Annotated in this window: 30 protein-coding genes; 13 read left to right on the forward strand and 17 right to left on the reverse strand. The window is 73.8% G+C overall.

All coding sequences use genetic code 11. The features are described from left to right. Positions 1–471, reverse strand: a 471-nt coding sequence (locus ACLIYP_RS18870; RefSeq protein ID WP_412714313.1) for an FHA domain-containing protein, incomplete at its 3' end; no start/stop codon positions are given. Between the two features lie 258 nt (positions 472–729). Here ACLIYP_RS18870 and serB point away from each other — a divergent pair. Beyond that, positions 730–1,977: a phosphoserine phosphatase SerB gene (gene serB, locus ACLIYP_RS18875; RefSeq protein ID WP_412714314.1), complete on the forward strand. Its 1,248-nt coding sequence runs from the start codon at positions 730–732 to the stop codon at positions 1,975–1,977. A gap of 126 nt (positions 1,978–2,103) precedes the next feature. On the opposite strand, the gene ACLIYP_RS18880 is transcribed toward serB, so the two are convergent. The 4 genes from ACLIYP_RS18880 to ACLIYP_RS18895 form a co-directional block, all read right to left on the reverse strand. Beyond that, positions 2,104–2,625 carry a SixA phosphatase family protein gene (locus ACLIYP_RS18880; protein ID WP_412714315.1) on the reverse strand — a complete coding sequence of 174 codons (522 nt, stop codon included), beginning with the start codon at positions 2,623–2,625 and terminating at the stop codon, positions 2,104–2,106. Positions 2,626–2,713: 88 nt separating this feature from the next. Next, on the reverse strand, positions 2,714–2,929 hold the full coding sequence (locus ACLIYP_RS18885) for a hypothetical protein (RefSeq protein ID WP_412714316.1): 216 nt from the start codon (positions 2,927–2,929) through the stop codon (positions 2,714–2,716). Between the two features lie 220 nt (positions 2,930–3,149). Beyond that, positions 3,150–3,266, reverse strand: coding sequence for an SGM_5486 family transporter-associated protein (locus ACLIYP_RS18890; protein ID WP_412714317.1), 117 nt, complete (start codon positions 3,264–3,266; stop codon positions 3,150–3,152). A gap of 16 nt (positions 3,267–3,282) precedes the next feature. Further along, positions 3,283–4,599, reverse strand: coding sequence for a CynX/NimT family MFS transporter (locus ACLIYP_RS18895; RefSeq protein WP_412714318.1), 1,317 nt, complete (start codon positions 4,597–4,599; stop codon positions 3,283–3,285). Between the two features lie 106 nt (positions 4,600–4,705). Here ACLIYP_RS18895 and ACLIYP_RS18900 point away from each other — a divergent pair, with 106 nt between their 5' ends. Continuing rightward, entirely contained in the window at positions 4,706–5,386 is a 681-nt protein-coding gene (locus ACLIYP_RS18900; RefSeq protein WP_412714319.1) for a FadR/GntR family transcriptional regulator, read from the forward strand. 111 nt (positions 5,387–5,497) lie between these two features. On the opposite strand, the gene fabI is transcribed toward ACLIYP_RS18900, so the two are convergent. Together fabI and fabG are read right to left on the reverse strand one after the other, a co-directional pair. Further along, positions 5,498–6,277 (reverse strand): enoyl-ACP reductase FabI, encoded by a 780-nt coding sequence (gene fabI / locus ACLIYP_RS18905; protein WP_093655549.1) that lies wholly within the window; start codon positions 6,275–6,277, stop codon positions 5,498–5,500. A 5-nt stretch (positions 6,278–6,282) separates the two neighbouring features. After that, the gene (fabG, locus tag ACLIYP_RS18910; protein WP_412714320.1) at positions 6,283–6,987 is read right to left on the reverse strand and encodes a 3-oxoacyl-[acyl-carrier-protein] reductase; all 705 of its coding nucleotides are present in this window, start codon (positions 6,985–6,987) and stop codon (positions 6,283–6,285) included. Between the two features lie 411 nt (positions 6,988–7,398). Between fabG and ACLIYP_RS18915 the strand changes: the two genes are divergently transcribed. Continuing rightward, positions 7,399–7,662, forward strand: coding sequence for a PDDEXK family nuclease (locus tag ACLIYP_RS18915; protein WP_412714321.1), 264 nt, complete (start codon positions 7,399–7,401; stop codon positions 7,660–7,662). A 45-nt stretch (positions 7,663–7,707) separates the two neighbouring features. Here ACLIYP_RS18915 and ACLIYP_RS18920 read toward each other — a convergent pair whose 3' ends face one another. Together ACLIYP_RS18920 and ACLIYP_RS18925 are read right to left on the reverse strand one after the other, a co-directional pair. Then, positions 7,708–7,950: a hypothetical protein gene (locus ACLIYP_RS18920; protein WP_412714322.1), complete on the reverse strand. Its 243-nt coding sequence runs from the start codon at positions 7,948–7,950 to the stop codon at positions 7,708–7,710. Between the two features lie 101 nt (positions 7,951–8,051). Next, complete coding sequence (locus tag ACLIYP_RS18925) at positions 8,052–8,582, reverse strand: DUF1648 domain-containing protein (RefSeq protein ID WP_412714323.1); 531 nt, start codon at positions 8,580–8,582, stop codon at positions 8,052–8,054. Positions 8,583–8,743: 161 nt separating this feature from the next. On the opposite strand from ACLIYP_RS18925, the gene ACLIYP_RS18930 reads away from it, so the two are divergent. The 3 genes from ACLIYP_RS18930 to tyrS all read left to right on the forward strand — a co-directional run bounded on the left by ACLIYP_RS18930 (position 8,744) and on the right by tyrS (position 13,211). Further along, complete coding sequence (locus tag ACLIYP_RS18930) at positions 8,744–10,309, forward strand: TldD/PmbA family protein (RefSeq protein ID WP_412714324.1); 1,566 nt, start codon at positions 8,744–8,746, stop codon at positions 10,307–10,309. Then, complete coding sequence (locus tag ACLIYP_RS18935; protein WP_412714325.1) at positions 10,306–11,706, forward strand: metallopeptidase TldD-related protein; 1,401 nt, start codon at positions 10,306–10,308, stop codon at positions 11,704–11,706. Before ACLIYP_RS18930 ends, ACLIYP_RS18935 begins: the two co-directional genes overlap by 4 nt. Positions 11,707–11,801: 95 nt before the next feature. Continuing rightward, positions 11,802–13,211, forward strand: a complete 1,410-nt coding sequence (tyrS, locus tag ACLIYP_RS18940) for a tyrosine--tRNA ligase (RefSeq protein WP_412714326.1) — start codon at positions 11,802–11,804, stop codon at positions 13,209–13,211. A gap of 121 nt (positions 13,212–13,332) precedes the next feature. Here tyrS and ACLIYP_RS18945 read toward each other — a convergent pair whose 3' ends face one another. Beyond that, positions 13,333–13,611, reverse strand: coding sequence for a GlsB/YeaQ/YmgE family stress response membrane protein (locus ACLIYP_RS18945; protein WP_412714327.1), 279 nt, complete (start codon positions 13,609–13,611; stop codon positions 13,333–13,335). 213 nt (positions 13,612–13,824) lie between these two features. Here ACLIYP_RS18945 and ACLIYP_RS18950 point away from each other — a divergent pair, with 213 nt between their 5' ends. Then, on the forward strand, positions 13,825–14,343 hold the full coding sequence (locus tag ACLIYP_RS18950; protein ID WP_412714328.1) for a DUF3099 domain-containing protein: 519 nt from the start codon (positions 13,825–13,827) through the stop codon (positions 14,341–14,343). 188 nt (positions 14,344–14,531) lie between these two features. After that, on the forward strand, positions 14,532–14,813 hold the full coding sequence (locus ACLIYP_RS18955; protein WP_412714339.1) for a hypothetical protein: 282 nt from the start codon (positions 14,532–14,534) through the stop codon (positions 14,811–14,813). Here ACLIYP_RS18955 and moaA read toward each other — a convergent pair. Further along, entirely contained in the window at positions 14,796–15,785 is a 990-nt protein-coding gene (gene moaA / locus ACLIYP_RS18960) for a GTP 3',8-cyclase MoaA (RefSeq protein ID WP_412714329.1), read from the reverse strand. The two genes, ACLIYP_RS18955 and moaA, sit on opposite strands and share 18 nt — an antisense overlap. 232 nt (positions 15,786–16,017) lie before the next feature. On the opposite strand from moaA, the gene ACLIYP_RS18965 reads away from it, so the two are divergent. Then, the gene (locus ACLIYP_RS18965; RefSeq protein ID WP_412714330.1) at positions 16,018–17,547 is read left to right on the forward strand and encodes a S8 family peptidase; all 1,530 of its coding nucleotides are present in this window, start codon (positions 16,018–16,020) and stop codon (positions 17,545–17,547) included. Between the two features lie 36 nt (positions 17,548–17,583). Here ACLIYP_RS18965 and ACLIYP_RS18970 read toward each other — a convergent pair whose 3' ends face one another. Beyond that, positions 17,584–18,552 carry a sterol desaturase family protein gene (locus ACLIYP_RS18970; protein ID WP_412714331.1) on the reverse strand — a complete coding sequence of 323 codons (969 nt, stop codon included), beginning with the start codon at positions 18,550–18,552 and terminating at the stop codon, positions 17,584–17,586. Positions 18,553–18,695: 143 nt separating this feature from the next. Here ACLIYP_RS18970 and ACLIYP_RS18975 point away from each other — a divergent pair, with 143 nt between their 5' ends. The 3 genes from ACLIYP_RS18975 to ACLIYP_RS18985 are packed head-to-tail and all read left to right on the forward strand — an operon-like array spanning position 18,696 to position 21,428. Then, positions 18,696–19,715, forward strand: coding sequence for a DEDDh family exonuclease (locus ACLIYP_RS18975; protein WP_412714332.1), 1,020 nt, complete (start codon positions 18,696–18,698; stop codon positions 19,713–19,715). 26 nt (positions 19,716–19,741) lie between these two features. Beyond that, on the forward strand, positions 19,742–20,668 hold the full coding sequence (locus ACLIYP_RS18980) for an SURF1 family cytochrome oxidase biogenesis protein (protein WP_412714333.1): 927 nt from the start codon (positions 19,742–19,744) through the stop codon (positions 20,666–20,668). Between the two features lie 4 nt (positions 20,669–20,672). Continuing rightward, the gene (locus tag ACLIYP_RS18985) at positions 20,673–21,428 is read left to right on the forward strand and encodes an SDR family oxidoreductase (RefSeq protein ID WP_412714334.1); all 756 of its coding nucleotides are present in this window, start codon (positions 20,673–20,675) and stop codon (positions 21,426–21,428) included. Positions 21,429–21,527: 99 nt separating this feature from the next. Here ACLIYP_RS18985 and amaP read toward each other — a convergent pair whose 3' ends face one another. Genes amaP through ACLIYP_RS19010 form a run of 5 tightly spaced genes read right to left on the reverse strand, consistent with a single transcriptional unit; the run spans position 21,528 to position 23,983 of the window. Then, a complete protein-coding gene (gene amaP, locus ACLIYP_RS18990) occupies positions 21,528–22,130 on the reverse strand; it encodes an alkaline shock response membrane anchor protein AmaP (protein WP_412714340.1) in 603 nt (200 codons plus the stop codon). Positions 22,131–22,150: 20 nt separating this feature from the next. Beyond that, complete coding sequence (locus tag ACLIYP_RS18995) at positions 22,151–22,852, reverse strand: DUF6286 domain-containing protein (RefSeq protein WP_412714335.1); 702 nt, start codon at positions 22,850–22,852, stop codon at positions 22,151–22,153. A gap of 7 nt (positions 22,853–22,859) precedes the next feature. Further along, positions 22,860–23,270 carry a hypothetical protein gene (locus tag ACLIYP_RS19000; RefSeq protein WP_412714336.1) on the reverse strand — a complete coding sequence of 137 codons (411 nt, stop codon included), beginning with the start codon at positions 23,268–23,270 and terminating at the stop codon, positions 22,860–22,862. 3 nt (positions 23,271–23,273) lie between these two features. After that, on the reverse strand, positions 23,274–23,456 hold the full coding sequence (locus tag ACLIYP_RS19005; protein ID WP_237881311.1) for a hypothetical protein: 183 nt from the start codon (positions 23,454–23,456) through the stop codon (positions 23,274–23,276). A 50-nt stretch (positions 23,457–23,506) separates the two neighbouring features. Beyond that, positions 23,507–23,983, reverse strand: coding sequence for an Asp23/Gls24 family envelope stress response protein (locus ACLIYP_RS19010; protein ID WP_412714337.1), 477 nt, complete (start codon positions 23,981–23,983; stop codon positions 23,507–23,509). 238 nt (positions 23,984–24,221) lie between these two features. Here ACLIYP_RS19010 and ACLIYP_RS19015 point away from each other — a divergent pair. Then, positions 24,222–24,910: DUF4240 domain-containing protein (locus ACLIYP_RS19015; RefSeq protein ID WP_412714338.1), on the forward strand; the 689-nt coding region annotated here is incomplete at its 3' end.

Consider the following 24,910-nt stretch of genomic DNA (forward strand, 5'->3'; position numbering starts at 1 on the left):
CGACGCCGGCAGCGCGCACAGGTCGCCGCCGCCGGGATCCCGTAACACCGCCGTGTCACCGCGCAGTTCCAGTAATCGCCCGCCGGGTCCGGCGTGCCGGCCGGGACCGCCCTGCGGCTGCGCGACCGGCTGCGGGGCGGGCGCCGCCTGCGCGGGCGCCGCCGCGGGCAGGCCGGAGAAGGCCAGCCGGGGCCCGTCGGTGGCGTTGCCGAGGTGCACCACCGAGCCCGCGCCGACCTCCGTCTGCTGGACACGACGTCCCTGCACGTACGTGCCGTTGGTGCTGCCGTGGTCCTCGACGAGCCAGCTCCTGCCGGCCCAGCGCAGTGTGGCGTGCCGCCAGGAGACCCTGGCGTCGTCGACCACGAGATCACCCTGCGGATCACGTCCGAGGGTGTAGGACCTGGACGGGTCGAGCGTCCAGGTCCGTCCGTTCAGTTCCAGTACGAGTTCCGGCACTCCATGCCCCACAAAGTTGTCCCCCGAGTTACCCCCTGTGATGAGAGGGCTAGGGATGGCGAACGATCGTGGAGGAACTATTCCAGGCTCCGCGGCCGGACATGAAGCCGCCCCCGCCGGATGGTTGCCGAACCGCTACGGTCCGCTCGCGGCCTCAGGAAGGGCCGGACGCGGAGGTGCGGACCACCTCCGGCGGGGCCTGACCGGGGCTGTCCGGGGTACGGACGTGCGTACGGAACCGCCCTGGTGCTCGATACCGTAGGGATCATCATGAGCGCTTCGCAGACCACGCCGCCCGTCCCCGCAGCCGTCCCCGCCGCCGGGGCGGACGCCGACACCCCCACCCTCCTGGTGAAGATCTTCGGCAAGGACCGGCCGGGCATCACCGCAGGTCTCTTCGAGACGCTGGCCGCCTACTCCCTGGACGTCATAGACATCGAGCAGGTCGTCACCCGTGGCCGCATCACCCTGTGCGCCCTGGTCACCACTCCGGAAGGAAGCGGGGCCGAGGGGGAGCTGCGGGCGACCGTGCACTCCTGGGCGGAGTCGATGCGGCTCCAGGCGGAGATCATCTCCGGCCGGGGCGACAACCGGCCGCGCGGCACCGGCCGCTCCCACGTCACCGTGCTCGGCCATCCGCTGACCGCCGAGGCCACGGCCGCCATCGCCGCCCGGATAACCGGTGTCGGCGGCAACATCGACCGCATCTTCCGGCTGGCGAAGTACCCGGTCACGGCGGTGGAGTTCGCCGTGTCCGGCACCGGGACGGAGGAGTTGCGCACCGCTCTGGCCCCGAAGGCGGCGGCCCTGGGCGTGGACGTCGCCGTGGTCGCCGCCGGGCTGCACCGCCGGGCGCAGCGCCTGGTGGTGATGGACGTGGACTCCACGCTCATCCAGGACGAGGTGATCGAGCTGTTCGCGGCGCACGCCGGCTGCGAGGAGAGGGTCGCCGAGGTGACGGCCGCCGCGATGCGCGGCGAGCTGGACTTCGAGCAGTCGCTGCACGCCCGGGTGGCGCTGCTGGAGGGGCTGGACGAGTCGGTCGTCGACAAGGTGCGCTCCGAGGTCCGCCTCACACCGGGGGCCCGCACCCTCATCCGCACCCTCAAGCGCCTGGGCTACCAGGTGGGCGTGGTCTCGGGCGGTTTCACGCAGGTCACCGACGATCTGCGGGAGCGGCTGGGGCTGGACTTCGCCTCGGCCAACACCCTGGAGATCGTGGACGGGAAGCTGACCGGCCGGGTCGTCGGGGAGGTCGTGGACCGGGCTGGCAAGGCCCGGCTGCTGCGCCGCTTCGCGGCGGAGGCCGGGGTGCCGCTGGCCCAGACGGTGGCGATCGGCGACGGCGCCAACGACCTGGACATGCTCAACACCGCGGGGCTCGGGGTCGCGTTCAACGCCAAGCCGGTGGTGCAGGAGGCCGCGCACGCCGCGGTGAACGTGCCGTTCCTGGACACCGTGCTGTACCTGCTGGGCGTCACGCGCGAGGAGGTCGAGGCGGCCGACACCGCGGTGTGAGGCCGCCCGGCGCGGCACCCTCGCGGGCACACGCGGGCACACGGCGGACGGGCGGGCCCGCCGGAGCGGAGTGGATCCGGACCGGCGGGCCCGTCGACGTCCCTCACCGGCGGCCGCCGGCCGGGGTCAGTCGTGCGGTGCCCAGTGCGCCTCGAGGCGCCCGCTCCCCAGTTCCACGGACTTCCAGGGGCCGGTGAAGGAGACCACTGCCGCGGCGGAGGTGGGGAAGCCGATGTGGTCCAGCCGGCTCCTGGCGTCCTCCTCGGCCTCTCCGGCGAGGGCGTCGGCCATGGCGTGCATGCCGGGGTTGTGGCCGACGAGCATGAGGTCCACGACGTCGTCCGGCACCTCGTTGACCACCGCGATCAGCTCGCCGAGCGAGGCCTCGTAGAGCCGCTCCTCGTAGACCGTCCTCGGCCGCTGCGGCAGTTCGTGGACGACCAGCTTCCAGGTCTCGCGGGTGCGGGCGGCGGTGGAGCAGAGGGTGAGGTCGGGGACGATGCCGCTGGCGGCGAGCCAGCGGCCGGCGGCCGGTGCGTCCCTGCGTCCCCGCTCCGCGAGGGGCCTGTCGTGGTCGGCCACGTCGTCGGGCCAGTCGGCTTTGGCATGTCGGAGGATGACGATCCTGCGTGACACATCGGCGCTCATGTCTCCAGCTTCGCACGAACGGCGGCGTGTGGCGCGGGGAGTTGGGGCCCGTCCCCGACCGGGTGACACCGCGGCCGGATGCGGCCGGTCAGTGCGGCAGGAGTTCCCGGAGCCGGTCCAGCAGGTGGGCGAGGTACCGGCCGGACCCGGCGTCGGCGGCCTCGGCCCCGCCTCCGCCGGCGAGCAGCGCCAGCAGCACCGCGAAGGCGACCACGGGCAGTGCGGCGGCCCACCACGGCAGCCGTGCGTCCGCGCCGCCGGCCGCCGGGCGGGGGGTGTGCCGGGTGGGTGCGTGAGCCGTCATCGGGCTCGCCTCCGTCGTCTTCCGTGGCGTCCTGGGCTTGTGCTCCGACGCTACGGACCGCGGGGCCTCCGTCCCATCCGGCGGTCCACCCATTGCCCCCTGAGCCCGGCCCCCTAGGGGACGGTGGGGCCGGCCCCACCACGGCCCGGCCGCGGGATCGCGCCACGTGGTCGCGCCACGTGGTCGCGGCGCCCCGCCGCGTGGCGGGCCCCGGGAGGGCCTAGGGGGCGATGACGGAGGCGAGGACGCCGATCACGATCGTGACGCCGAGCATCGCGCCGAGGACGAGGAGCAGCTTCTTCTGGCCGTTGGGCGGATCGGGTTCGAGCACTGGCATGCGCCCAGTGTCGCACTCAGCCGCCGTCCTCGACGCACCGGTCCCGGCCCGCCACCAGGCCCACCGCGAGCTGGGCGGTCATCAGGGCGGCCATCAGGGCCAGGGGCGCGTGCCAGCCCCCGGTGTGCTGGTGGAGGGCTCCGACCAGCAGCGGTCCGGGAACGGCGATCAGGTAGCCGGTGCCCTGCGCGAAGGCGGAGAGCTTGGCGACCCCGGCGCCGGTCCGCGCCCGCATCCCGATCATGGTGAGGACGAGGGGGAAGGCGCAGTTGGAGACGCCCAGCAGCAGCGCCCAGGCCCAGGCGCCCTGTGCGGGGGCGAACCACAGTCCGGCGTATCCGCCCAGTCCGCAGCAGGCCAGGACGGCGACGAGGGGGCCCTGGTGGCCGAGCCGGGCGGCGATCCTCGGCAGCACGTAGGACAGCGGGATGCTCATCCCCATGGTGACCGCCAGCAGCAGGCCGGCTGTGGGGGCGGGGACCCCGGCGTCGCGGAAGATCTGCGGCAGCCAGCCCATGACGACGTAGGCGGCGGTGGCCTGAAAGCCGAAGAAGACGCCGAGCGACCAGGCGGTGACGGAGCGGGTGATGCGGATTCCGGCCCCGGGAGCGTCCGCGCCGCCCCCGGGGCCGGCCGGCGCGGCGGTACGGGTGCGGGCGCCGCGTACGACCGGCGCCCAGACCGCCAGGGCGAGGGCGCCGAGCAGCGCCCACATCCCGAGCCCGAGGCGCCAGCCGCCGCCCAGCGCCTGGGCCGCCGGGACGGTGAGGGCGGCGGCCGCGGCGGTTCCCACGGAGAGCGCCATGGAGTACAGGCCGGTCATCGGGCCGATCCGGTCGGGGAACCAGCGTTTGACGACCACGGGCATCAGGACGTTGCCGACCGCGATGCCCGCAAGCGCCAGTGCGCTGGTGGTCAGGAACCAGGCCGTTCCGCCGGCGAGGGGGCGCAGCGCCAGACCGGCGGTCACGGCGGCCATCCCGGCGAGCACCACGGCGGCCGGGCCCAGGCGGCGGGCCAGCCGGGGTGCGGCGCCGCCGAACACGGCGAAGCAGAGGGCGGGTGCGGAGGTCAGCAGTCCGGCGACGGTGCCGTTCATCGCCAGCGCTTCGCGGACCTCCTCCAGGAGCGGGCCGAGCGCGGTGATGGCGGGGCGCAGGTTGAGCGCGGCCAGGACGATGCCCGCGACCAGCAGCCGCCGAGTCCACGGGGAGGCGTCCGCGGCCGCGCCCGGGTGGGAGGCCGGGGAGGCGCCCGCGGCGGTGCGGGTGCCTACGCTGTCCGGGTTCCCCCCTTCGGCCCGGTGGTCGGTGGTCACGGGATCGTCAGCCATGACATGCATCATAGAATCATCGGATGAATCGAGGCCATCTGGTGCGCCTCGCCGCTCACTTGCCGTATCCGCCGTGCCCACCGCCCCCGCCGACCCGGGAAGTGCCATGCCCCTGACCTCGCCCCGCCGCTCCGCCCTGGCCGACCAGGTCATCGACGCCCTGCGCGACCAGATCACCTCCGGCGAGTGGCCGGTGGGCTCCCGCATCCCGACCGAGCCCGAGCTGGTCGAACAGCTCGGGGTGGCCCGCAACACCGTGCGCGAGGCCGTGCGGGCCCTCGCCCACAACGGGCTGCTGGACATCCGGCAGGGCTCGGGCACCTACGTGGTGGCCACCAGCGAACTCGCGGGGGTGATGCACCGCCGTTTCGCGGACGCCGATCCGCGCGACGTGGCCGAGCTGCGCTCGGTGCTGGAGGCCGAGGCCGCCCGGCTGGCCGCGCACCGCCGTACCGAGCAGGACCTGCGCCAGCTGCGGGCGCTGCTGCGCCGGCGCGAGGCGGCCTGGGAGACGGGCGAGGTGGAGCGCTTCGTGGAGGCCGACGTCACGCTGCACCTGGCGATCGTCAGGGCGTCGCACAACGAGGTGCTGACCGCGCTCTACGCGGACCTCGGCACCGTCGTGCGCACCTTCCTCCGCAACGACGTGGGCGAGGAGCTGCGCTCGGAGGGGTATCTGGACCACGGGCGGCTGGTGGACGCCATCGCCTCCCGCGACGCGGAGACGGCCGCGCGGGAGGCGGGCTCGTACGCCCGGACCTGCCGCGGCTCCGGCACCGGCGACTGACCCCGCCCCCCGGCGCCCGCCCGCAGGGGCCCGCCACGGCACGCACCAGGGCCGCCCCCGGTCCCGCGCGGGACCGGGGGCGGCCCTGGTGGTCCTGCGACCGCGGACGCGCTACGCGCCCATCATGTGGACGCCGCCGTCCACGTGCACGATCTCGCCGGTCGTCTTCGGGAACCAGTCCGAGAGCAGGGCGACCACGCCGCGCGCGGCGGGCTCGGGGTCGGAGAGGTCCCAGCCGATTGGGGCGCGGGTGTTCCACACGTCCGCCAGCTCCTCGAAGCCGGGGATGGACTTGGCGGCCATGGACTTGATGGGCCCGGCCGACACCAGGTTGCAGCGGATGTTCTTGTGGCCCAGGTCGCGGGCGAGGTAGCGGGAGGTGGACTCCAGGGCGGCCTTGGCCACGCCCATCCAGTCGTACTTGGGCCAGGCCACCTGCGCGTCGAAGTCCATGCCGACGACCGAGCCGCCGCGCTTCTCGAGCAGCGGCATCAGGGCCATGGTCAGCGACTTCAGGGAGTACGCCGAGACCTCGACGGCCGTGGCGACGGACTCCCAGCCGGTGTTGAGGAAGTTGCCGCCCAGCGCGTCCTGCGGCGCGAAGCCGATGGAGTGCACCACGCCGTCCAGCCCGACGCCCTCGCCGAGGTGCTCGGCGACCTTGCCGGCCAGGGTGTCCAGGTGCTCGCTGTTCTGCACGTCCAGCTCGATCACCGGGGCCTCCTTGGGAAGCCGCTTGGCGATGCGCTGCACCAGCGTCAGGCGCCCGAAACCGGTGAGGACGACCTCGGCACCCTCCTCCTGCGCCAGCCGGGCGACGTGGAAGGCGATCGAGGAGTCGGTGAGCACCCCGGTGACGAGGATGCGCTTTCCGGCGAGAAGTCCGCTCATGACGTTCAGTGACCCATGCCCAATCCGCCGTCCACGGGAATGACGGCTCCGGTGATGTACGCGGCCTCCTCCGAGGCCAGGAAGCGCACCGAGGAGGCGACCTCCTCGGGCTGGGCGTAGCGGCCCAGCGGGACCTGTTCGACGATCTTCGCGCGCTGTTCGTCGGTGAGCGCGCGCGTCATGTCGGTGTCCACGAAGCCCGGCGCGACCACGTTGCAGGTGATGTTGCGGGAGCCCAACTCCCGGGCGACCGAGCGGGCGAAACCGACCAGGCCGGCCTTGGAGGCGGCGTAGTTGGCCTGCCCCGCCGAGCCCAGCAGGCCGACGACGGAGGAGATCAGCACGATGCGGCCCCTGCGCGCGCGGAGCATGCCCCGGCAGGCGCGCTTGACGACCCGGAAGGTGCCGGTGAGGTTGGTCTCCACCACGGACGTGAAGTCCTCCTCGGACATCCGCAGGAGCAACTGGTCCCGGGTGACGCCGGCGTTGGCGACCAGCACCTCGACCGGGCCCTGCCTCTCCTCGATCTCCTTGTAGGCCTGCTCCACCTGCTCGGCGTCGTTGATGTCGCACTTGACGGCGCAGAAACCCTCCGGTGGCTCACCCGACCGGTAGGTGACGGCGACCTTTTCGCCCGCGTCGGCGAACGCCCGGGCGATGGCCAGGCCGATGCCGCGGTTGCCTCCGGTGACGAGAACCGAGCGGCTCAAGGGAACACCCTCTTCCGTAGGGAGCAGGTACTCCGCAAGAAACTATCGTCCGGCCCCCCGCGCCGGGGAACGGGTCCCCGACAGGGGCTTCGCCGGGCTCCTGTGGGATCCCTACAGAAAACCGCCCCGGACCAGCGCGTACGCCCGGCTCCGGCGCCCGTACGGCGGCGGCCGGTACGAGAATCGGGCGATCACACAGCGCCCCGCCGGGCTGCGCCGGGTGGCGCATGGTGCGGGGGCGCGGGGAGGCGCATCTGCCCCCTGGACGCACGGCCGGCTGCGCGCCCTTACCGTTCACCCTCCCCGCGCCGAGCGAGCCCACGGGCCCGACGTCCACGTTGCGGCGGCAAGCGTGTTCCGGACGGAGGAGCGGTACGCCGACGGCGAGGCCCTCTCCCCGGTGGCTCCCCGGTGGCGGGGCCTGCCTCCGGCTCCACACGCGAGACCGACCGGACCGGCCGGACCGACCGGACCGGCAAGGTCTCGGCGTACGGCCGCGGCGGCGTACCCGTGTGCCTGCTGCCGGACATGGAGGAGCAGGCCGCCGCGGTGTTCCGGCGCTCGCCCCAGCGGATTTACGGCCCGCGGCTGACCACGCCCTTCGGGGAGCCGCTGCGCATCCCCAAGCCCTTCGGCTGCGCCCCGGGCACCCGGGTTCAAGACCCCGCCGGGTAACCGGAGGGCACGGAAGGCCGGTGGAGCGGGGCCGGTGGCCCCGGATCAGCTCTCCTGGGCCGGCGGCGGCCCGGTGACGGCGGGACCGGCGTCCGGGCCCCGGTCCCCCTCTCCGACCTCCTCGCCCTCGCCCTCGTCCCCGGGGCGTTCGCGTCCGGTCCGTGCGGGCCGCTCCTGCCCTTCGGGGCGCCGCTCCTTCTCCCCCTCCTTCCTCCCCCTGTCCGTACCGCTCCTCATCTCGGACGGGTCGTGCTGCCTGCCGTCGTAGGGCCCTGAGTAGTCGCTCACGGCGCGCTCCTTCCTGCGGTTCCCGCGTTCCGGCGGCCGGACCGCGGCCCGGTCCGGCCGCGAGTACCCCGGCGCGCCGCGGGAACACACCGGAGACCGGGTCACTTGCGCCGGTCGCGGCGGTCCCGGACGGCCGCGGCCAGAACGGCCACCAGGCCGAGCGCGACCGGGGCGAGCACCGCGGGGAGCAGCCAGGCGGGCACGTGCGGGTCCGGTTCGGTGCGCCACATCACAGCGCACGTCACGGCGATGGACAGGCCGATGCAGAAGCCCAGTTGGAGCGTGGCCCTGGCCGTCCGCAGCGCCGAGGCACGGCTGGAGGGGCGGTTGACCAGGGAGGAGACCCGCTCGCCGGGAGCGAGTTCGTTCACGGGGCGCACCCGCAGCACCGCCGCCGAGGAGGCGGCCATCACCACGACGGTCCCGGCGTAGACGAGGACGGGGGCGAAGACCGCTGCGACGGACTTGTCCGCCCAGGCGTCGATCCCCCCGGGGCCGATGTGCTGCGGCACCTTCTCCGGCAGGCCGGGATACACCGCGGCGCCCCAGGCCACCAGTCCCGCCAGTACGGCGAGCTGCGGCAGCAGCCACACCCACGGGAAGTCCGGCCGGCTCCCGTCCCCGTCGCCCATACGCCCCTCCCCCGGTGCTTCCATATCCCCTGCCCCTTCAGCCGCCAGGATAGGCCCGCACCGGCCGGGGCACGGGCAGGGCCGCGGGTGTCGTTTATCGGCCGCGGCCGGCCGGCGGGGCATGGTTCACTGCGGTCATGCATCGACAAGGAGGAGCGTCAGTGGTGCACGAGATCGATGAGTCCTTCCTCGCGCTGCCGCTGCGCGCGCTCGCCGACGCGGCGCTCGCGCGGGCCCGGGCTCTGGGGGCCGAGCACGCCGACTTCCGTTTCGAGCGGAACCGCAGCGCCTCCTGGCGGCTGCGCGACGCGAAGCCGGCCGGGTCCTCGGACATCACCGACGCCGGGTACGCGGTGCGCGTGGTGCACAACGGCGCGTGGGGTTTCGCCTCCGGGGTGGATCTGACGATGGACGCCGCCGCGAAGACGGCGGGCCGGGCCGTGGAGATGGCGAAGCTGTCGGCGAGGGTCGCCGAGGCGGCCGGTGCCGGCGCGGCCGCGCGGAACGCCTCGGCCTCGGACCGGTGGGCGATGGGCGGACGGGTGGAACTGGCGGACGAGCCGGTGCACGGGGAGCGCACCTGGGTCTCCTCCTACGAGGTCAACCCGTTCGACGTGCCGGACGCGGAGAAGACCGCCCTGCTGGCCCTGTGGAGCGAGCGGTTGCTGGGGGCGGACGGCGTCTCCCACGCGGACGCCTCGCTGCTGACCGTGCAGGAGAACAAGTTCTACGCGGACACCGCCGGTACCGTCACCACCCAGCAGCGCGTCCGTCTGCACCCGGAGCTGACGGCCGTGTCCGTGACCGACTCCGGCGACTTCGACTCGATGCGGACCCTGGCCCCGCCCGCCGGCCGGGGCTGGGAGTACATGACCGGCACCGGCTGGGACTGGGACGCGGAGCTGGCCCGCATCCCGGAGCTGCTGGCCGAGAAGATGCGCTCGCCCGGCGTGGAGCCGGGCTCCTACGACCTGGTGGTCGACCCCTCCAATCTGTGGCTGACGATCCACGAGTCGATCGGCCACGCCACCGAGCTGGACCGGGCCCTGGGCTACGAGGCGGCGTACGCGGGCACCTCCTTCGCCACGCCCGACCTGCTGGGCACGCTGAGGTACGGCTCGCCCGTCATGAACGTCACCGGCGACCGCACCGCCGAGCACGGACTGGCCACCGTCGGCTACGACGACGAGGGCGTCGAGGCGCAGTCCTGGGATCTGGTCAGGGACGGGATCCTGGTCGGCTACCAGCTCGACCGGCGGATGGCGAAGCTGACCGGGCTGGGCCGCTCCAACGGCTGCGCCTACGCCGACTCCCCCTCCAGCGTCCCCGTGCAGCGCATGGCGAACGTCTCGCTCCGGCCCGATCCGGACGGGCCGTCCACCGAGGAGCTGATCTCCCGGGTGGAGCGGGGGATCTACGTGGTCGGCGACCGCTCGTGGTCGATCGACATGCAGCGCCACAACTTCCAGTTCACCGGGCAGCGCTTCTTCCGGATCGAGAACGGACGGCTCGCCGGGCAGTTGCGCGACGTGGCCTACCAGGCCACCACCACCGACTTCTGGGGCTCGATGGAGGCCGTGGGCGGGCCGCGGACGTATGTGCTCGGAGGCGCGTTCAACTGCGGCAAGGCCCAGCCGGGCCAGGTCGCCTCCGTCTCGCACGGCTGCCCCTCCGCGCTCTTCCGCGGCGTCAACATCCTCAACACCGCCCAGGAGGCCGGTCGATGACGAAGTCCCCCGCCCCTCACGAGGTCGTCGAGCGCGCCCTGGCGCTGTCGCGGGCCGACGGCTGCGTGGTCCTCGCCGACGAGGAGTCCACCGCCAACCTGCGGTGGGCGGGCAACGCGCTGACCACCAACGGCGTCACCCGCGGCCGCACCCTCACCGTCGTCGCGACCGTCGACGGCTCCGAGGGGACGGCGTCGGGGGTGGTCTCCCGCTCGGCCGTCACCGACGACGACATCGAGCCGCTGGTGCGGGCCGCGGAGGAGGCCGCGCGCACGGCGGGTCCGGCCGAGGACGCACGGCCGCTGGTGGAGGGCGTGCCCGCCTCCGCCGACTTCACCGACGCCCCTGCCGAGACCTCCTCGTCGGTGTTCGACTCCTTCGCCCCGGCGCTGGGCGAGTCCTTCGCGCGGGCCCGCTCCGAGGGCAGGGAGCTGTACGGCTTCGCCCACCACCAGATGGTCTCCACCTACCTGGGGACCTCCACCGGGCTGCGGCTGCGCCACGACCAGCCCACCGGCACCCTGGAGGTCAACGCCAAGTCCCCCGACCGCACCCGGTCGGCGTGGGCGGGGCGGGCCACCCGCGACTTCGCCGACGTCGACCCGCGGGCGCTGGACGCGGAGCTGGCGCGGCGGCTGGAGTGGGCCGGGCGGCAGGTGGAACTGGAGGCCGGGCGGTACGAGACGCTGCTGCCGCCCAGTGCCGTGGCGGACCTGCTGATCTACCAGATGTGGTCGTCGGCGGGGCGTGACGCCGCCGAGGGGCGCACGGTGTTCAGCAGGCCCGGCGGCGGCACCCGGGTGGGCGAGCGGCTGTCGGAGCTGCCGCTGAGGCTCTACAGCGATCCGGGCGCCCCCGGCCTGGAGGCGTCGCCGTTCGTGATCGCGCACTCCTCCGGCGACGACGCCTCCGTCTTCGACAACGGCCTGCCGCTGCGCGCCACCGACTGGATGCGCGACGGCGAGCTGCGCCACCTGCTGACCACCCGGCACTCGGCGGAGCTGACGGGCCTGCCGGTGGCGCCCGGGATCGACAACCTGGTCCTGGACGCGGGCGGCACCGCGTCGCTGGAGGAGATGGTCGCCGGCTCCGGGCACGACGGCCCGGCCCTGCTGCTGACCTGCCTGTGGTACATCCGCGAGGTGGACCCGGCGACGCTGCTGCTGACGGGGCTGACCCGCGACGGCGTCTACCTGGTGGAGAACGGCGAGGTCACGGGCGCGGTGAACAACTTCCGCTTCAACGAGTCGCCGGTCGACCTGCTGTCCAGGGCCACCGAGGCGGGCCGGACCGAGCGCACCCTGCCGCGCGAGTGGTCGGACTGGTTCACACGGGCGGCGATGCCCGCCCTGCGCGTGCCGGACTTCAACATGAGCTCCGTAAGCCGGGGTGTGTGAGCGGCATAGACTCCTACCGGAACCGACCGGAACCGACCGGGACCACCACGACGACCGCGTCAGCCAACCATCCGATTCGATCACCGGGAACGAACGTGACACGCCTCGGCGACTCCGTGCAGCGTGCCGGCGAACTGCTGGCCCAGGACCTCTCCTCCGACGAGACCGTCGAGCGGCTGCTCGCGGAGACGGGCGCCCGCCGCTATCTGGACCTGACGGACCTGCCGGCCCGGGAGCAGGCGGAGCTGATCGCCGGCCGGGCGGTGGACGTCCTGCCGTCGGTGGAGGGCCTGGCCGAGCGGATCGAGGCCGCGCGGCAGGCCGGGCACGGACTCAACGTCAAGCTGGGCATCGACCCGACGGCGGCGGACGTGCACCTGGGCCACACGGTGCCGATGATCGTCCTGAGCCGCTTCCAGCGGATGGGCCATGACGTCACGCTGATCATCGGTGACATCACCGCCAAGATCGGCGACCCCTCGGGCCGCTCCTCGGAGCGGCCGCCGCTGACGGACGAGGACATCGCCCGCAACCTGGCCGGCTACCGGGACCAGGTGAAGCCGTTCTTCGACTTCGAGCGGGTGCACTTCCGCCACAACAGCGAGTGGCTGGCCGGCATCGCCCTGCCGAAGCTGATCGGCATCCTGTCCCAGATCCCGGCCTCCTCCCTGCTGCAGCGCGAGGACTTCCGCAACCGGCTCTCGGCCGGGCACGGGCTGACGATGTCGGAGCTGATCTACCCGGTGGCGATGGCCATCGACTCCGCCGAGATCGACGCCGACATCGAGCTGGGCGGCGTGGACCAGCTGCTGAACATGCAGATGGGCCGGAAGGTGATGGAGGTCTACGGCAAGAAGCCGCAGATGATCACCACCGTGCCGCTGATCGAGGGCACGGACGGCTCGGGCGCGAAGATGTCGAAGTCCAAGGGCAACTACATCGCGCTGAACTCGTCGGCCGACGATGTCTTCGGCAAGATCATGTCGATTCCCGACCGGCTGATGGTGCCGTACCTGCGGGCCTGGACGGAGTGGGCGGACAGCGAGATCGACCAGGTCACCACCCGGATCGAGAAGGGCACGCTGCACCCCATGGACCTGAAGAAGGTCCTGGCGGGCGAGGTCGTCACCGCGCTCCACGGTCTGAAGGCGGCGATGGCGGCCCGTGCGGGGTTCACCGCGCAGTTCTCGAGGAAGTCCTTCTCCGACGTGGAGAGCCTGCCGGTGGTGGACGCCGCCGAGCACGGGGACAAGGGCGTCACCGCGATCCTGGCGACCGTGCTGGAGTTCACTCCGAGCGCGTCGGCCGCCCGGCGCGTCGCCAAGCAGAACGGGCTGCGGCTGGTGGTCGAGACGGACTCCGGCCAGCGGGCCGTCGTGCTGTCGGAGGCCGACGCGCTGCGCCCGCTGGGGGAGGTCGTCCCGGAGAAGCTGGCCCAGGCCGGGGTATCGGGGGCGGTCTACCTCAAGGCGGGCCGCAAGGTGGCCGAGGTCCGGGGGGTGTGACGCGGCCGTGTCCGGCTGCCGGCCGCCCGGCGGCGGGCGGCCGGCAGCCGGAGACGGAGCAAGCGGAAGGGGGCGGCGCGCCTCGTGGGCGCCGCCCCCTTCCGCCGGCGGGTGCGTCCCGTCAGGCCGTCCGCCTGCTGCCACCCCTGACCTTGGCGTACAGGGGTGTACCCAGCGCGACGATCAGAACGGCTCCGGCAAGCTGGAGCAGGTGCCGGATCCAGTCGATGCCCGCGGTGTCCGCCACCCCGATCCCACTGGCCACGGCGTTCCCGATGACGCTGCCGATGATTCCGAAGATGGCGGTCAGCCACAGCGGGATGTTCTGCCTGCCGGGAAGGATGGCGCGGGCCAGCACACCCAGGACCAGACCCACGATGATCGCCCACAACCAGCTCATGTCGCCTCCTCGTGCGGTGCGCTCCGTGCGCAGCGCGTTCGGTTCGTGCGGTGGGACGCCTCTGCCGTACGGCCGCTGAGCCGTCCGGGTGGGAGCCCTCCCTGGCGCATCGGGTGCCCCCTGCCCGGCGTCGTATGCGGTGGAGTCGGGGCGTAGTGTTGAAAAGGCCGGGAACCAGGCGGGAACGCTCCCGGGTACCGGCCGCAGGAGCAGGTGGTGATTGTGAGGCGCAGGCAGCGCGGTCCCGAGGTGTTCCGGATCACCGGAGCCCGCCAGGGGCTGGCGGAGGATGTCCGGGGCCGGGAGCGGCGCTATGTGATCTCGATGCTGGTGCGCACCGCGGCGGTCCTGCTGACCGTGGTGCTGTGGAACGTGCAGCGTCCGCTCGCCGTGGCGGCCCTGGTGCTCGGCGCGACCCTGCCGTACGTGGCGGTGGTGATCGCCAACGCGGGGCGGGAGAACACGCCCGCGCTCCCCGACTCCCTCGTCTCCGCGCCGCCCCGGCAGGCGCTGGGGCCGGCGGACCGCCGGGCGGACACCGAAGAGGGCGAGCCGGCTCCGCGGGTGCGCACGATACGGCAGGATCCAGTGGAACCGGACGTACCGGAGGGCGGGCAGCAGCCGGATCACGAGGCGGAGCCAGGCCGTGAGCAGGCCCCGGGCGCCCGGGAGTACCGGCGTGCGGAACCGGGGCAGGAGCCGAGCCGCCCGGGACCCCGCCGGCGCGACTGATCCGCCCCGGCCGGGAAGCTCAGGAAAACCTCAGATCAATCACGTTGTTCCGGTCCCCTGGTGATGGGTGCACGTGCCATACTGCGTACACGCTCCGCATCCCCCGTCGGAGCGACAGACCGACGCCGGGCGGCTCCCCCCGTGGCTGCCCGGCGTCGCCGTGTTTGGATGGGGCCGTGACCGATCCCGTGACCGTCCCCCCGCCCGGCCCCGCCGTTCCCGTCTGCTCCGCCAAGGGCTGCCGTGAGGCCGCCGTGTGGGTACTGGCCTGGAACAACCCCAAGCTGCACACCCCGGAGCGCCGCAAGACCTGGCTGGCGTGCGAGGAGCACCGCGAGCACCTGTCGCGGTTCCTGGGGGTGCGGGGCTTCCTGAAGGACGTGGTGTCCCTCTCCGACTGGGAGACCCGGGAGGCCGGAGGGGACCGGGACGGCGGGGAGGAGCCCGAGGGGTCAGCCGCCGATCGCTGACATCGGGCGGGCGGGCTGGAGGAAGGACGGATCGTCCAGACCGGAGCCCGCCTTCTTGCCCCACATCGCCGCCTTCCACAGCCGGGCGATCTCGGTGTCGTCCGCCCCCGCGCGCAGCGCGCCGCGCAGATCCGACTCCTCGCGGGCGAAGAGGCAGGTGCGGACCTGGCCGTCGGCCGTCAGCCGGGTGCGGTCGCAGGTACGGCAGAAGGGCCTGGTGACGGAGGCGATCACGCCGACGCGGTGCGGACCGCCGTCGACGATCCAGCGCTCGGCGGGCGCCGAGCCCCGGCTGTCCTCCCCTTCCGGTGTGAGGGAGAAACGGGTGCGCAGGGAGGCGAGGATGTCGCCCGCGGTGATCATGCCCTCGCGGCGCCAGCCGTGCTGGGCGTCCAGCGGCATCTGCTCGATGAAACGCAGCTCGTAGTCGTTCTCGACGGCCCAGGAGAGCAGGTCGGGGGCCTCCGCCTCGTTGAGGCCCGGCATCAGCACGGCGTTGACCTTGACCGGCGAGAGCCCCGCCGCGCGGGCGGCCGCCAGGCCGGCGAGGACGTCGGCGTGGCGCCTGCGGCGGGTCATCCGCTGGAACACCTCGGGGTCGAGGGTGTCCAGGGAGACGTTGACCCGGTCCAGGCCGGCCGCGCGCAGCGCCCCGGCGGTGCGCTCCAGGCCGATGCCGTTGGTCGTCAGCGACAGCTTCGGACGCGGCTCCAGGGCGGCACAGCGTTCGACGATGCCCACCAGCCCCGGCCGCAGCAGCGGCTCGCCGCCGGTGAAGCGCACCTCCTCCACACCGAGCACGGTCACGGCGACGCGGACCAGGCGGACGATCTCGTCGTCCGTGAGCAGCTCGGGCTTGGCGAGCCACTTCAGGCCCTCCTCGGGCATGCAGTAGGTGCACCTCAGATTGCACCGGTCGGTGAGCGACACGCGCAGATCGGTGGCGACCCGGCCGTAGGTGTCCAGCAGCATGCCGACAGCACCCTCCCACGGTTGGACATCTGCCTCGCAGCGTACGCGACGCCCGCGCGGTCCGTCGGGGGCGGCACGGCGGGAACGGGCGTCCGGCCCCCGGTGAACGGTTCGGCCATTGCCGCTCCCCCCATGTGAGCGATAGCTTCCGTCGTCATACATCCGTACGGTCAAATCCGATAACCGAACGGGTTGTTGAGAACCCCTGCGCTCACACAGACACGGAGAACCCATGGCATCGAGACCCTCCAGCCGACGCCGCGCCATCGCGGTGCCGGTCGGGTTGGCGCTGACCGCCTCCCTGGCCCTGCTGCCGGGCGCCGGCACGGCGCTGGCCCAGGAAGCCGGCGTTCCGGCGGCCGCGGCGGCGGCCGCGGACGGCGAGCAGCTGTCGTACGTGGTCAACACCTCCTCCCACCCCGGCACGATCAGGCGGGTGGAGCGGGAGATAGCCAGGGCGGGCGGCACGGTCGTCGTCACGCACCGGGAGATCGGCGTGATCGTCGTCCACTCGGCGAACCCCGGCTTCGCGGAGCGGATGCGCGAGGTGCGCGGGGTGCACTCCGCCGGCGCCACCCGCACCGCGCCGCTCAGGGCGGCGGGCACGACCGAGGTCGGCGCCCCGCAGTACGTGGCGGAGGCGGCCCGCACCAGCGCGGCCACGGCCGCCTCCGAGGGTGAGCCGATGGAGGCCGACCTGTGGGGGCTGCGCGCCATCCGCGCGGACGAGGCCGCGAAGGTCAACCCGGGCAGCGACAAGGTCACCGTCGCGGTCATCGACACCGGTGTGGACGACACCCACCCTGACCTGGCCCCGAACTTCTCGGCGGGCCAGTCGGCGAACTGCGTCGGCGGCGTGGCCGACACCTCCGAGGGCGCCTGGCGCCCGTACACCGACGGCGACTACCACGGCACGCACGTCGCGGGCTCCATCGCCGCGGCGCGCAACGGCATCGGCGTGGCGGGCGTGGCGCCGGGTGTGAAGGTCTCCTCCATCAAGGTGAGCGAGCCCGACACCAGCCTCTTCTACCCGGAGGCCGTGATCTGCGCGTTCGTCTTCGCGGCCGACAAGGGCGTGGAGATCACCAACAACAGCTACTACGTCGACCCCTACCTGTACAACTGCGAGGACGACGCCGACCAGGGCGCGGTCGTGGAGGCGATCCGCCGGGCCGCGCGCCACGCCGAGCGCAGGGGCACGCTGCACGTCGCCTCGGCGGGCAACTCCAACCACGACCTCGCCTCCGACGCGATCGTCGACGGCTCCAGCCCGAACGACACCACCCCGGTCGAGCGCACCATCGACCCGTCGGAGTGCCTGGACCTGCCCACCCAGCTGCCGGGCGTGGTGACGGTCACGGCCACGGGCGTGCAGGACCTGAAGTCGTACTACTCCAGCTACGGCCACCGGGTCGCCGACGTGGCGGCGCCGGGCGGCGACCGGTTCCAGATCCCGGACACCCCGTCGGGCAACGGCCGGATCCTGTCGACCATGCCGAACGGCTCCTACGCCTTCCTGCAGGGCACCTCGATGGCCAGCCCGCACGTCGCGGGCGTGGCGGCGCTGCTCAAGAGCAAGCACCCCTGGGCGAGCCCGGCGATGCTCCAGCTCATGATGAAGGCGCAGGCGGACAACCCCGGCTGCCCGGAGACCTACGACCCGGACGGCAACGGCGTCGAGGACTCCACCTGCGAGGGCGGCGAGCGCGTCAACGGCTTCTACGGCCACGGCATCGTCGACGCCCTGGACGCCGTCGAGTAGCCGGGCGGCCGTCCCCGCCGCAAAGCCGGCGGTCCGTCAGGAAGCGGCGGACGCCGAGGGGTCGGGCCCGGTGGGCCCGGCCCCTTCCGCCCGTTTCGCCCCTCCCGCCCTCTCCGCCGTCACCGCCGTCCGCGAGGCGCCCAGGGCCTGTCCGGGTGCCTCCGGCTGCCAGCCGGGCCCGCGGAAGAGCCGCCCGGCGGCCTCGCGCCAGTCGCGCGCCGCCCGCAGGTCGCGGGCGATCGCCGCGTACTCGTGGGTGGCCACGCGCAGCGGGTTGTAGGTGTCGATGTTCTTGGTGAGCCCGTAGACGCACGGCTCGGTCTCGGGCGCGAAGGAACCGAAGAGCCGGTCCCACACGATGAGGATCCCGCCGAAGTTGCGGTCCAGGTAGCTGCCCTGGGAGGCGTGGTGGACCCGGTGGTGCGAGGGCGTGTTGAAGACGGCCTCGACCGGCCCCGGCAGTCTGCCGATCCGCTCGGTGTGGATCCAGAACTGGTAGACCAGGTTGACCGAGTGGCAGAAGGCGAGCACGGCCGGGTGCATGCCGAGGGCGATCAGCGGCAGGTAGAACGGCCAGCCGGTCAGGGACGTCCAGGGCTGGCGCAGCGCGGTGGTGAGGTTGAACTTCCGGCTGGAGTGGTGCACCACGTGGCAGGCCCACAGGATGCGGACGACGTGGTGGCCGCGGTGGGACCAGTAGTAGAAGAAGTCCTGCGCCAGGAGCATCGGCAGCAGGGTCCACCACTCGACGGGGATCCGCAGCGGGGTCAGCTCGTAGACCGCCGAGTAGACCGCCACGATCGGGATCTTCCACAGTGCGTCGAAGAAGAGGCTGCCCAGGCCCATGGAGAGGCTGGTGGCGGCGTCCTTGGTCTCGTAGCCGGCCACGGGGCCGTCCGGCTCCCCGGGACGCAGGCGGTAGCTGACCATCTCCAGGACCGTCAGCAGGAGGAAGGCGGGTATGGACCACAGCACGACATCGGGGAGGTTCGGCACGCTCGGCATGGAGGCACCGTAGGACCGCCCGGAGCCGGCGGCCAGGGTCTGTTACCGACAAGTATGCGAGACGGTCCGTCAGTAACTCCGCTCACCGGGAGTGACCTGCGGTGATGCGGAGGTGTCAGTGGCGGCCCGTATTCTCTGGAACCATGCTCGATGACCAGTCGGCGGCCGAAGCGCGGCCCGCAGCGCAGTCAGGCACCCCGGCCTGGCCCACCGAATACCCCGACGCCTACGCGGTGGTGGACGTGGAGACCACGGGGCTCGCCCGGGACGACCGCATAGTCTCCGCGGCCGTCTACCGGCTGGACGCACGGGGTGACGTGATCGACCACTGGTACACCCCGGTCAACCCGCAGCGGGATCCCGGGCCGACCTGGATACACGGGCTGACGAGCGAGATGCTGGCCGACGCACCGCTCTTCCCGCAGATCGCCGAGGAGTTCGCCGAACGGCTGCGGGGCCGGGTGCTGGTCGCGCACAACGCGGTCTTCGACTGGTCGATGATCGCCCGCGAGTACGCCCGTGCCAGGTTGCCGGTCCCCGTGCGGCAGCGGTTGTGCACCATCGCCCTGTCCAAGGAGCTGGACCTGCCGCTGGCCAACCACCGGCTGGAGACCCTCGCCGCGCACTACGGCGTCGTCCAGCGCCGGGCGCACCACGCGCTGGACGACGCCCGGGTGCTGGCCGAGGCGTTCCGGCCGAGCCTGCACCTGGCGGCCGCCGGCCGTATACGCCTGCCCCTGCTGGCCTGCCGGCAGCTGACCGAGTGGACCGACTCCATCACCTCCCCGAGCACCGCCTCCGGCGCCCCGGGCGGGCCGGTCTCGCGGCCCTACGCCGGCAGCTGGCGCCCCTCGCGCAGGCGTCCCCCCTGCCCGTACCCCAACCCCGGCCGGTACGAGCCGGGCAAGCCGCTGGTCCAGGGCATGCGGGTGGCGATCTCCGGGGACACCTCCGTGGACCGGGAATTGCTGGAGGACAGGGCGGTGGAGGCCGGGCTCCACATCGCGAGCGGTGTCTCCCGCCTCACCAGCCTCCTGGTCACCAACGACCCCGGCTCCGGCACCTCCAAGGTCGCCAAGGCGCGCGCCTTCGGCACCCCGGTGATCGACGAGGCGGCCTTCACCCAACTGCTGCGGGAGGTGGCCCCCGCTCCGGAGGAGTGACGGCCGGCGGGGTACCGTCGATGACTGTGCCACCCGTATCGTCCGCACCGCCCGCCGCCGCGTACCGCTTCCTGCTGTCCCGGCAGTGGGTGGTGCTCACCCTCGTCGCACTCCTGCTGATCCCGGGCATGGTCAGACTCGGCTTCTGGCAGCTGCACCGGCACGAGGACCGGGTGGCGCGCAACGAGCTGGTGGCCGAGAGCCTGGCCGCCGATCCGGTGCCCGTGGGGCAGCTGGCCGCCCCGGGGCGCGGCCCGGCCGACGCCGACCGGTACCGCCGGGTGACGGCGACCGGCGTCTACGACACCGGCGGCGAGAGGGTCGTGCGCCAGCGCACCGGCGAGGACGGCCGGAGCATCGGCTACCACGTCCTGACCCCGCTGGTCCGCGAGGACGGCACGGCCGTGCTGGTCAACCGCGGCTGGGTTCCGGCGGGTGAGGATCTGACGCGGTTCCCCGAGGTGCCCGCGCCCCCCTCCGGCGAGGTCACCGTGACCGGGCGGCTGATGGCCGACGAGGAGGCCGGCGGCGGCGTCAAGGACAAGCAGGGGCTGCCGCCCCGCCAGGTGATGCTGATCGACAGCGCGCGGATGGCCGAGGAGCTGGACCGGCCGGTCCTGGGCGGCTACGTGGCGCTGGAGGAGACCTCGCCCGAGCCCTCCGGTGAGCAGCCCCAGCTCCTTCCCGAGCCGGACCGCAGCGGCATCGGCCCGCATCTGGCGTACGCGTTCCAGTGGTGGCTGTTCGCCGTCGCCGTGCCCGTCGGCTGGGTGGTGCTGGTCCGCCGCGAGCGCCGGGACCGCCTGGCGCGGGCCTCCGGGGCGGAGGGGGAGGCGGAGGCGGACGGCGCCGCGAACAGGCCCGCGGACGGGCGGGCGGACGGCGGGGCCCCGGCCGGACGGCCGGCTCCGACCCCCTCCGGTGCCGGGGCGGCGCACCGACCGGCAGACTGATCCCATGGATCTCGGACTGCAGGACAGGGTGTACCTCGTCACCGGCGCCACTCGCGGGCTGGGCTTCGCCGCCGCCCGCGAGCTGGCCGCCGACGGCGCGAAGGTGATCGTCACCGGACGGAGCGAGGAGACGGTGGCCGAGGCCGCCGGACGGCTGGGCGGCGACGCCTTCGGCATGGTGGCGGACAACGCCGACCCGGCCGCGGCAGACCGCCTGGTGACGGCGGCCCACGAGCGCTACGGACGTCTGGACGGGGTGCTGATCAGCGTCGGCGGACCGCCGGCAGGCTCCCATGAGACGGTCACCGACGACCAGTGGCAGTCGGCTTTCGAGACGGTCTTCCTGGGGGCGGTGCGGCTGGCCCGCACCGCGGCCGCGCGGCTGGGCGAGGGCGGGGTGATCGGCTTCGTCCTCTCCGGCTCGGTGCACGAGCCGATCCCCGGCCTGACGGTCTCCAACGGGCTGCGGCCGGGGCTGGCCGGTTTCGCGAAGTCGCTGGCGGACGAGGTGGGGCCGCGCGGCATCCGGGTCGTCGGGCTGCTGCCGGGCCGCATCGACACCGACCGGGTGCGCAGTCTGGACGCCATGACCGGGGACGCCGACGCCGCTCGTGAGCGGAGCTCGGCCGCGATCCCGCTGCGCCGCTACGGCACCCCGGAGGAGTTCGGCAGGGCGGCCGCGTTCCTCCTCTCCCCCGCCGCCTCGTACGTCACCGGTGTGATGCTCCAGGTCGACGGCGGCGCCCGCCGCGGCTTCTGAGCGACCCGCCGCCGTCCCCGGGGCGACGCCGCCGGGGACGGCGGGGCGTCCCTCGGGGGCGGGGCGGCATCCCCCGGCCCGGTGTCCCGGCCCGGTCCCTCAGCTCACCCGGCCGCCGGTCCGCCGCCGCGCCGGACGCAGCCGGACCTCCGCCGCGAGCCGGTCGAGCCCCGCCGACACCCGGGCGTGCTCCAGCGCCTCGTCCCGCAGGCGCGCGACGGTCTCGGCGGGGCTCGCGTGGGCGGCCGCCGCCAGCGCGATCCGGGCCCGTACCCCGGCACGGCGGCGTCCCATCCTCACCCGGACCCGTTCCACGCCCGGCAGGGCCTCGGCCTCCTCGGCCACGGCGTCCTCCAGGGTCCGCGTCCCGACCAGGGCGCCGTACCCGTCCCCGCTGTCGACCAGTACCGTGTCCGGCCGCTGCCGCCACAACTGGGCCGACAGCCACCACAGGGCGAGCAGGAGCGCGAGGGCGGGCACACCGATCGCCAGGAGCCACCGCCACCAGTCCGCGTCCTGCCACCAGGCGGGCTCCCCGCGCCCGAGCGGCACCTCCTCCGGTCCGTCCCAGGGCAGGCCCGAGGGCAGGTCGAGGCCCCAGCGCCGCTGGAGGTCGAGCCCGCCCAGCAGGGCCGCCAGCCCCAGCAGCAGCAGCGCCAGCCCCACCAGTCCCAGCAGGATCCGGTTCACCACCGTGAGCATCCGCTCCACCCAGCCCTTCCTCAGTCCTTGGTCGGGCGCCGTACCCGGGCCGACCGCCGCATCCGCCGGGCGAGCCCGAGTTGCCCCACACCGTCGTCCAGGGCCCTGTCCAGATCCCCCCGCACCTCCTCCAGGGACCGGAAGTGCGCCCGGGCCCGCACCCGGACGCGGTGCCGCCCGGCCTTCACCCGGACCGACCGCACCCCGGGCACGTCCAGCAGCCGGTCGTGCAGCACCGCCTCGGCGGCGGACCGCTCCAGTCCGGCGCGCACCCGCACCCCGTCGGAGGCGCCGCCGCGCATCGGCAGCAGACCGCGCAGTCCTGGGGTGACCGCCAGCACCACCAGCCACAGTCCCAGCAGGACCGCGAGCGCCGCACCGGCGATCGCCCAGGGGTCGTCGAGCGGCCGGGTGGCCAGGTCCGCGGTGATCTCGCGCCGCCAGGCGGAGGGGGGCTCGCCGGTGCTCGCGGCGCCGGCCTCGTACAGCAGCACGGCCGCCGCCACGGTCAGGACCAGCGCCACGATCGCGGCGGGGATCCGCCGCGCCGACCAGAAGCGCCGGGTGCTTCCGCCTCCCCCGCCCCCGCCATCCGGCCGGCGATCCGCTTCGGAGGATCCCTCGTCGGAGTCGGAGGGAGCGGGAGAGTGCGGCGCCCCGCCGTCCGGGTCCGTGGCGGCGGCACCCTCCGGAGCCGGCTGCCGCCGGGCCTCGTGGCTCATCGTGTCCTCACCGCACCCTTCCTCCGCTCCGGCCGCCGGACGGTCCCGTGTGCAGCCGTGTCACCTCGACGGTCACCTGCCGGACCGCCATACCGGCCAGTTCCCGCACCCGTGAGACGACCCGTCTGCGCACCGTGCCGCACCGCGCGCCGATGTCGCAGGGGTAGGGGAGCTCGACGGCGACCACCACCCGGGCCTCGCCGTTCAGCCCGTTCCGGTCGGGAGGGCGGCGGACGGCGATCCTCGCCCGCGGGTCCCTCCCCACGCGCGGGGCCCCGGACGCCTCCTGCTCGTCGTCCAGTGCCTCTCGGGCGGCCCGTGCGGCGATCTTGGCGACGACCCGGTCGGCGATCCTCGTCGCCCCCCGCTCGGCCGCGGGCACCCAGGACGTCTCCGCCTTGCGGAACTCCTGTGCCACCGGTCACCGCCGTCCGCCGCCGGAGCGGAAGATCTCCCCCGGTTCCAGATCGCCGTCCAGGACCCGGCCGGCGACGAAACCGACCGCGCCCAGTACCGCCACCAGGAGGAAGGCCCAGAATCCGCCGAAGTATCCGGCGAAGCCCAGCGCCATGCCGGCGATCAAGCCGACTGCGGCCATGCTCATCGTGCGCTCCTCAGCTTCCTGCTCCACCGGACCCCTGCGGCCGCGGCGCCCTACTGCAGCCGCGGCCTCTCCGGCTGCTCTTCCTCTTGCTCCTCGTCGGGCAGCTTGACGTCGTCGACCGCGACGTTGACCTCGACGACCTCCAGTCCGGTCATCCGCTCGATCGAGCCGATGACGTTCTCGCGCACGTCGCTCGCCACATCGGTGATCGACACTCCGTACTCGACCACGATGTCCAGGTCGACGGCCGCCTGGGTCTCGCCGACCTCGACCTTCACCCCCCGCGTGACGGACTGGCCGCCACCGCCGCCGGGGACGCGGTCGCGCACCGCGCCGAAGGTCCGGCTCATGCCGGCGCCCATCGCGTGGACGCCGTCGACCTCGCGGGCCGCCATGCCGGCGATCTTCTCCACCACGCCGTCGGCGATCGTGGTCTTCCCTCGGGCCCGGGGGTCCGCGGCGCCGCGTCCCTCACCGAGCCGTCCGCCGGGAGGGCCCGGGCGGTTCTGCTGCGTGACTTCCGTCATCTCCGTCACCTCTTGCCTTCGATACAGGAGTATTCGTTCCGCTATGTCCACGCTAGACACGTTCGCCGCCTTTTTCCTCGTGAATGTACCGCCGCATGGAGGAAGCACGCGGCGGTCGGGAGCCCGCGGCGGGAGGCTGGGCACCGTTGGTGGTGGAGTCCGCAGAGCACCGGCGGAGCACCGAGGAGCACCGGAGGATCCGGCAGGACACCGGTACGCCGGGAGAGGAGCGCAGAGCATGGCCACGGACCGGTTGGCTCAGGCCGTACGGCGGCAGATCGGCTTCGGCCGGCTGCTCCCGTTGGGTGAGGCGGAGGACGGCACCTGGATCGCGGAGCGGGCCGCGGCCGGTGTGCTGCGGCGGGCGGCGGACGGGCTGCCGGGGGTGAGGCCGGGCACGCTGCGGCTCTCCCCGGCCGAGCCCGGCGCGGGCGGGAGGCCGGCCGTGCCGATGCCTCCCAGCGCGCTTCCGCCCGGCCCGGTCAGGATCACCGCGGAGTTCGAGGCCGGCACGGAGGAGCCGCTGCCGGCGGCGGCCGGGCGGCTGCGCGCGGCCCTGGCCGAAGCGGCGGAAAGCCGTCTGGGGCTGGTGGTGGCGGCGGTCGACCTGCGGATCACCGGGCTGCTGGAGGAGCCGGACGAGGGGACTCCGCCCGAGGAGCCCTCCGGGGAGCGGGCGGGCGGCGGAAAGGCCCCGGACACCGGGGAGGCCGGAACCGCGGTGGGCGCCGCGACGCTCGCCGTTCCGGGCGTGGTACGTCTCGCCCCCGAACTGGGGGGCGCGGCCCGGGCGCTGCCGGACGGGGCGGGCGACGACGCCTTCGACTCCTTCCGCTGCTGGCTGGTCGGCCAGGGCAGGCCGGTGTTCGAGGGCCCGCTGCACGCCCCGGACTCGCGCCCCCGCCTGCCTGACCACTTCCACCCGGC

This window comes from Streptomyces nanhaiensis, from assembly GCF_046614825.1.
Taxonomy (GTDB): Bacteria; Actinomycetota; Actinomycetes; order Streptomycetales; family Streptomycetaceae; genus Streptomyces; species Streptomyces radiopugnans.